The following is a 7,046-nucleotide window of genomic DNA, read 5'->3' as shown; positions in this document are numbered from 1 at the left end:
ACCTGTATACTACAGCGACCATCTCCAATATCAAATCCTCTTACAAGAACCTCTATTTCCGGCCCTCTACCATGACCACCATCGTGCATGCAGGGCAAACCACTAAAACCAATTATGCCTCCCAGGAGCAGGTTGACAACGACCAGCGGAACCTGGAATGGACGATCAACTACGCCCTCAACCACCTACAGCATCACTTCAAATTTCTGGGTGGGTACTCCTATAGTTATTTCAATTATCAACAATTTAGTGCCAACAACTACGATTTTCCGTTCGATACATTTGAGTGGAACAACTTAGGGTCCGGTACCTGGAATGGTGGCGGACAGGGCAATGGCCAAAGTGCCGTTTCTTCTACCCAGAACGACTCCCGCCTTGCTGCATTCTTTGGCAGAATCAACTATGATTGGGATAACAAGTACATCCTGACCGCCAGCCTTCGTCACGAGGGATCATCCAAGTTCGGTACTGATAATAAATGGGGCAACTTCCCTGCGGTATCTCTTGCCTGGCGCATCTCTGACGAGAACTTTCTGAAGGATAAAATCAGCTGGCTGAACGACCTGAAGCTGAGAGCCGACTACGGCATCACCGGCAATCAGGATTTCGGCAACTACCTGTCACTGCTGCTGTACGGTGGTTACGGTTATTTCACCTTCAATGGTGTTACCTACCAGGTGTATGGCCCGTCACAGAACGTGAATCCTGACCTGGGTTGGGAAAAAGCCATCAACTTCAATGCAGGTATTGACTTTGATCTCTTCAACAGCCGCTTATCCGGTTCTCTCAACTACTATGTACGTACCAACAAAGACCTGTTAGGATATTATAATGTACCGCTTCCGCCCAACTCTCAGTCCCAGACGTTCACCAATGTCGGCACCATGAAGAACTCGGGGTTAGAAGTACAGCTGAATGCACAGGTCATCAGGAAAAGTGCCTTCAATTACAACGTTACCTTCACCACCGCCTTTAATAATAATAAGTTCGTTTCCTTCTCCAACAAAGTGTACCAGGGCTCTCCCTACCTTGACCTGGCAGGCTTGCCGGCGCCAGGTAGCCCAGGTACCATTCAGCGTGTGCAGGAAGGGCACCGCATCGGCGAATTCTATATGCTGAAGTCAGCAGGTGTGGATGAAAATGGCGCTTTGCTGGTGTATAAAAAAGATGGCACCATAGTCACTGCCAACAATGCCAATGCAGACGACAAACGATTTGTAGGTAATGGCCTCCCTAAATTTACCGGTTCACTGGGCAACCTGTTTACTTATAAAAACTGGGACCTGAACATCTTTCTCAGGGGCAACTTTGGCTATAAGATCTTCAACATGCAGGCATTCTACATAGGTACACCCGCCACACAAACTGATGCCAATACCTTACGGTCCGCATATGATCCGGGCAGTAAATATGCGAAGCTCACCAGCTCCTCTACATTATCGCTGGCATCTGATTATTTCCTCGAATCAGGTTCCTTTGTCAAGATTGACAATGTAACACTGGGCTACAGCCATGCTGTCAATTCCAAATTCCTGCAGACCTTCAGGGTGTATGCTGCTGCCAGCAACCTGCATACTTTCACCAGCTTCAAAGGCGGTGACCCTGACCTGTATCCCGTAAACGGCTTAACACCCGGGGTACAAGGTAATTTAAATTTCTATCCGGCTACGATTCAGTTCCTGGGCGGCTTACAGGTAACCTTCTAAATACGACTATCATGAAAAATAACTATATAGTAAAAGCTGCGCTGACCACGTTACTGATCTTTGGCAGTTGTACAAAACTGGATGAAACGGTCTACGATAAAGTTGATGTAGGCCAGTTCCTCACGAGAAGAGATGATGTGATCAGGGATTTTCTTCGTCCATTTGAACATGCCTACTGGAGCATTCAGGGAAATGATGTTTACGCCGCCGGCGAAAACTCCACCGACGAAATAGCAACTTATAACCGCCAGGGTGACTGGCAGGATGGTAACTATTACCAACGCATGCACTACCATACCTGGACCACCCAGGATGGTTTCACCAGCGGTGCCTGGACGGCCTTTTACCAGGGTATCGTACTTGCGACCAACTCCCTGCAGGATATGGAAAGTATAACGGACCCGGCTAAATTAAATATCACTGCCACTGAACTGGCAGATTTCAAAGCAGAGCTCAGAACACTACGAGCCTGGTTTTACTTACGTGCATTTGACTTTTATCGCAACATCGAAATCATTACCGATGTAAAACATACAACTACGGGCAACAAACAATCCACACCGGCAGAAACCTTCGCTTACATCGAGTCAGAATTGAAAGCAGCCCTGCCTGACCTGCCCAAAAGAGCAGACCTGGGCAACAACGGTATTGGCCGCTGGACACAGGCTGGAGCAGCCGCATTGCTGGTGCGCCTGTACCTGAATGCACAGGTATATGTTAACCAGGACAAATTTGCTGATTGTGCTACTGTGGCACAGGACATCATTGATGGCAAGTATGGTGCTTATGTGCTGGATACCCGCTGGGATGCACCGTTTGACTATACAAACAGTACTGTCAACTCCGAAACCATCTACGGTTTCCCCTGTACTCTTTCACGTACACACTGGCAGTATGATGGTGGCATGTACTTCTGGAGTATGACCTACGATGCCGCCCCTTTGTATTGTAAGTTTACCGACTTTGGTCAGGCCAATCCCCGGTTTGCATTGCAGCCAGGCAGAGACGTAGATAGTGTGGAATATCCTTTTGCACTGGGTAAACCTTTTGTAAAGTTCCAGCGCTATCCAGACGATTACCGTCTTAAATTATACAAGAACCTCGGCAACAGTACCCGTGAAGGTATGTTCCTCTTCGGTTACCTGCCTTATGAACATACGGTGAATGGGGTAACAGTAACAGATACGGTTCGTGGCAACAAAGGTTCTTATCCATTATTCATCCGCGACCAGGTGGGCTGGTTCCTGGATGCTAAACCAGGTACAACCATTTCAGACAAGGAATCAGACATGAATCATGCGGATCATAATTCAGGCATTTTTATGCTGAAATACCCGCTATATCCTACCCCTGATCCAAACCGTATCACATCAGCCTATGCAGAAGTACGACTGTCAGAAATCTATTATTCACTCGCTGAATGCAAATACCGGGCTGGCGATAAGGCAAGTGCCGCCGTACTGCTGAATGCCGTACGCAAACGGAACTATCCCGAAGGCTCTGCCAGCCTGTATAAAACTGATGGTAGTCAGCTAACCGACCAGGAAATGCTGGATGAATGGGGACGCGAGTTCCTGGGCGAAAACCGTCGTCGTACCGATCTGATTCGCTGGGGTGTATTTAATACCGGCACCTGGTGGGACAAACAACCTGATGCCGACAATCATACGGCCATCTTCCCAATCGGAAAAGATATCATGGGGGCGAATCCGCAACTGGTACAAAATCCCGGCTACGAATGATTTTTAATTAACAATGCAATAGATGATTCAAGTTTCAAAATGTTTCCTGTTCATCCTGACTGTCTTGTGCTGGGGTGCGGCCAATGCGCAAAAGATCCCCCTCCGGCAGTCAGGTCTGGTGGGTACTTCAATTGTAGAATTTATTCCGGAAGGCTTTGATCCATCGAAAACACCCTCGCTAATGCTGCAACGCGAGCCGGTTATAAAAGGTAAAATGCCTGCAAGCTGGAAAGTCGTACCTGAGTTCACGGCCACAGGTGCAAGTGTAAAACTGGATGAAGAGATCAGTTTATATGGTGGTGGAGAAGTGACAGGCCCCCTGCTGAGAAATGGTCAGACCATCCATCTCTGGAACACCGACAATGGTGCATATGGTACTGACAGCGGCAAACGACTGTACCAAACACACCCCTGGGTAATTGGTGTAAGAAAGGATGGTTCTGCCTTCGGAGTGCTCTTTGATAGTCCGTGGAAATCTACATTGACCACCCTCTCTGATAAGGTTTCATTTAATACAGAAGGTGGCCCCCGCTTCCGGGTATTTGTAATCGATCGTTCATCTCCACAGGAAGTAGTGAAAGGACTGGCAGAATTGACAGGTACCATGGAAATGCCGCCCAGATGGGCGTTGGGATACCAGCAATGCAGATTTTCTTATACCACGGAACAACGTGTCAGGGAAATTGCAGATACTTTCCGGCTCAAACAAATTCCCTGCGATGCGATCTGGATGGATATTGACTATATGGATGGCTTCCGGATTTTTACTTTTAATAAAACCAATTTTCCTAATCCAAAACAACTCAATGCCGACCTGCATGCAAAGGACTTTCATTCCGTATTTATGATTGATCCCGGTGTAAAAGCAGATCCGGCCTACTCAGTATACCAGTCAGGTACGGCGCAGGATGTATGGGTGAAAGACATGAGCGGAAAAGAATATCATGGCAAGGTATGGCCAGGTAATTGTGCCTTCCCCGATTTCACTATGCCACGTACAAGGCAGTGGTGGTCCGGGTTGTATCGCAACTTCATGGCAAATGATATAGATGGTATCTGGAATGATATGAATGAACCTGCGGTGATGGATGGTGATTTGCCAGACTCACTGCGACTGGGTACCATGCCATATAATACCCCGCACCGTGGTGGTGGTGCATTGCCTGCAGGGCCACACCTGTTATATCACAATGCTTATGGCAGGCTGATGGTACAGGCTACCCGTGAGGGTGTGATGGCGGCCAATCCGGGTAAAAGACCTTTCATACTCACACGTGCAAATTTGCTGGGTGGACAGCGCTTTGCTGCTACCTGGACGGGTGATAACCTGGCAGATGCACGATTCATGAAAGTATCTGTTCCGATGTCGATCACATTAGGCTTGTCAGGACAACCATTCAGCGGACCGGATATTGGAGGGTTCCTGGAGAATACTTCTAAAGAATTGTGGGCTGACTGGATTGGGTTTGGTGCACTGCTGCCATTTGCAAGAGGGCATGCCTGTGCAGGAACTAACAATAAGGAACCATGGGCATTTGGACCGGATATTGAAAAGACATCCCGCATTGCATTGGAACGCAGGTACCGGTTATTGCCTTATCTCTATACATTGTTTTACAATGCGCATCAGACAGGCTTACCCGTTATGCAACCTGTCTTCTTTGATGACCCGGCAGATAGCAGGTTGAGAGCAGAAGACCAGGCATTCCTGTTAGGCGAAGATTTACTGGTAATTCCTTCATTTGCACAAAACCCAGCACTGCCCAAAGGTAGGTGGGAGCAGTTGCAGCTGATTGATGGGGATAGCAGGGATCCACATCAGGCGAGGTTGTTACTCAAAGGTGGCAGTATTCTTCCCGTAGGAAAAGCGATTCAATATACAAATGATAACTCGCTGGCAGAACTGACATTGTTTATTTGTTTGGACGGTGCAGGCAAGGCGAAGGGAGCATTGTATTGGGATGCTGGTGAGGGTTGGGATTTTAAAAAGGGAGCGTATTGTCAGCTCACTTTTCAGGCAAAAGAAGAAAAAGGCGTGACTAAAATTAGTCTCGCTTCGCGGAATGGAAAGTATGATATCGACAAAGAGGTGCATACTGTGAAGGCAGTCGTACTGAAGAATGGAGAAAGCTATCAGGGGGTAATAACGCTGAAAGGCGGAGAGATAAAAACGAATTAATTATGGTTTAAACAGGTCCACGTAAAGGGGCATCGACATTAGTCGGTGCCTTCTTTCTTATATGATCAATATTTTTGTTTATACAAAATTTGCTTTTTATAAAATTAAATACATATCTTTGCCGTCCCAACGGAAAAGCGGAAGTAGCTCATTTGGTAGAGCACGACCTTGCCAAGGTCGGGGTGGCCGGTTCGAGCCCGGTCTTCCGCTCAGAGAAAAAAGCCTGATAAGATATCTTATCAGGCTTTTTTATTTTCCGGCAATAGCGCGCAAATATCATATTTTCCCATTCTTATTATTGGTACCTTTCACCCCTGTTCGTGCACAATTACATACACCTTATGAAAAATTTAACCGCACTCTTACCAATCGACCGCCCCATTGTTCAGGCACCTATGTTTGGCGTGACCACACCAGCAATGGTAGCCGCCGCTGCCAGTACCGGTGCATTAGGCTCTCTCGCTATTGCAGACCTGTCTCCACAAAAAAGCATTGAACAAATCAGGGCAACACGACAACTCACTAATAAACCATTTGCCGTAAACCTGTTTGTACACCAGGTACCCGAAAAAACTGATGAACTACGCAAACAATACACCCACACCAAATCCTACATTGAAGACATCGCTGCTAAAAACGGCTTAACCGTCAGGCTCCCTGAATTAGATACATTACAAATCACTCCTTACCAGGAGCAGATTGATGCACTCATCAGTGAACAATGTAAAATAGTGAGCTTTACATTTGGTATTCCTGATCCGCAAAGTATCCAAAAATTAAAAGCGAATCATACATTACTAATAGGCACCTGCACCTCCGTAGCCGAAGCCATCGCATTGGAACAACAAGGAATTGACATCATCTGTGTACAAGGTATTGAAGCCGGCGGGCACAGGGGAAGTTTTATAGGACTGCCCCAGATAGGCGGTATCTCCCTCCTGCCCCAGGTGTACGAAAGTGTAAAAACACCGCTCATCTACGCAGGAGGTATCTATAATAAAAACAACATGCAGGCCGCGCTGGCACTCGGTGCACAGGCAGTACAAATAGGCAGTTTATTAATCGCCTCCAAAGAAAGCGCACTGCTGCCTTTTGAAAAAGAACGTCTCAAAACGGTAAAAGAAAATGAAGTGGTCCTGACCAATACTTTCTCAGGCAGGTTTGCACGGGGGATTAACAACGCTTTTATTCAGTCACTGGCATCTACTGATTATATCCTGCCCTATCCCTATCAGAATAAACTGACAGCAGAACTCAGAAGAATTGCCCGGGCACATCAGAATAGTGAGTTTGTAAATATATGGATAGGGCAATCTATTCAGTCCTTCTCTACAGACTCTACTGCAGCTATTATTAATCGCCTTTGATGTTCGTATTCGTACAACCCGTTACATTTCCGTACAAGGCACATGAATCAAA

Annotated in this window: 4 protein-coding genes and 1 tRNA gene; all 5 read left to right on the top strand. The window is 46.9% G+C overall.

The features are described 5' to 3' along the window. Positions 1-1,706 (top strand): TonB-dependent receptor (locus ABDW16_RS27550; RefSeq protein WP_343674295.1); only part of this gene is annotated, 1,706 nt, incomplete at its 5' end. An 11-nt stretch (positions 1,707-1,717) separates the two neighbouring features. Then, positions 1,718-3,448 carry a RagB/SusD family nutrient uptake outer membrane protein gene (locus ABDW16_RS27545; protein ID WP_343674293.1) on the top strand — a complete coding sequence of 577 codons (1,731 nt, stop codon included), beginning with the start codon at positions 1,718-1,720 and terminating at the stop codon, positions 3,446-3,448. A gap of 22 nt (positions 3,449-3,470) precedes the next feature. Further along, on the top strand, positions 3,471-5,627 hold the full coding sequence (locus ABDW16_RS27540) for a TIM-barrel domain-containing protein (protein WP_343674291.1): 2,157 nt from the start codon (positions 3,471-3,473) through the stop codon (positions 5,625-5,627). Positions 5,628-5,764: 137 nt separating this feature from the next. Beyond that, positions 5,765-5,837, top strand: a tRNA-Gly gene (locus ABDW16_RS27535). A 131-nt stretch (positions 5,838-5,968) separates the two neighbouring features. After that, the gene (locus ABDW16_RS27530; RefSeq protein ID WP_343674289.1) at positions 5,969-6,994 is read left to right on the top strand and encodes a nitronate monooxygenase; all 1,026 of its coding nucleotides are present in this window, start codon (positions 5,969-5,971) and stop codon (positions 6,992-6,994) included. Positions 6,995-7,046: the final 52 nt, after the last annotated feature.

It is taken from the genome of Chitinophaga sp., assembly GCF_039596135.1.
Lineage (GTDB): Bacteria > Bacteroidota > Bacteroidia > Chitinophagales > Chitinophagaceae > Chitinophaga.
Note: the sequence above shows the minus strand (reverse complement) of the source record. Positions and strands in the feature narration are given on the sequence as shown.

Excerpts from the sequence above, each read along its gene's own strand:
- ABDW16_RS27545 (WP_343674293.1), top strand. The coding sequence starts at position 1,718 with ATGAAAAATAACTATATAGTAAAAGCTGCGCTGACCACGTTACTGATC.
- ABDW16_RS27540 (WP_343674291.1), top strand. The coding sequence starts at position 3,471 with ATGATTCAAGTTTCAAAATGTTTCCTGTTCATCCTGACTGTCTTGTGC.
- ABDW16_RS27530 (WP_343674289.1), top strand. The coding sequence starts at position 5,969 with ATGAAAAATTTAACCGCACTCTTACCAATCGACCGCCCCATTGTTCAG.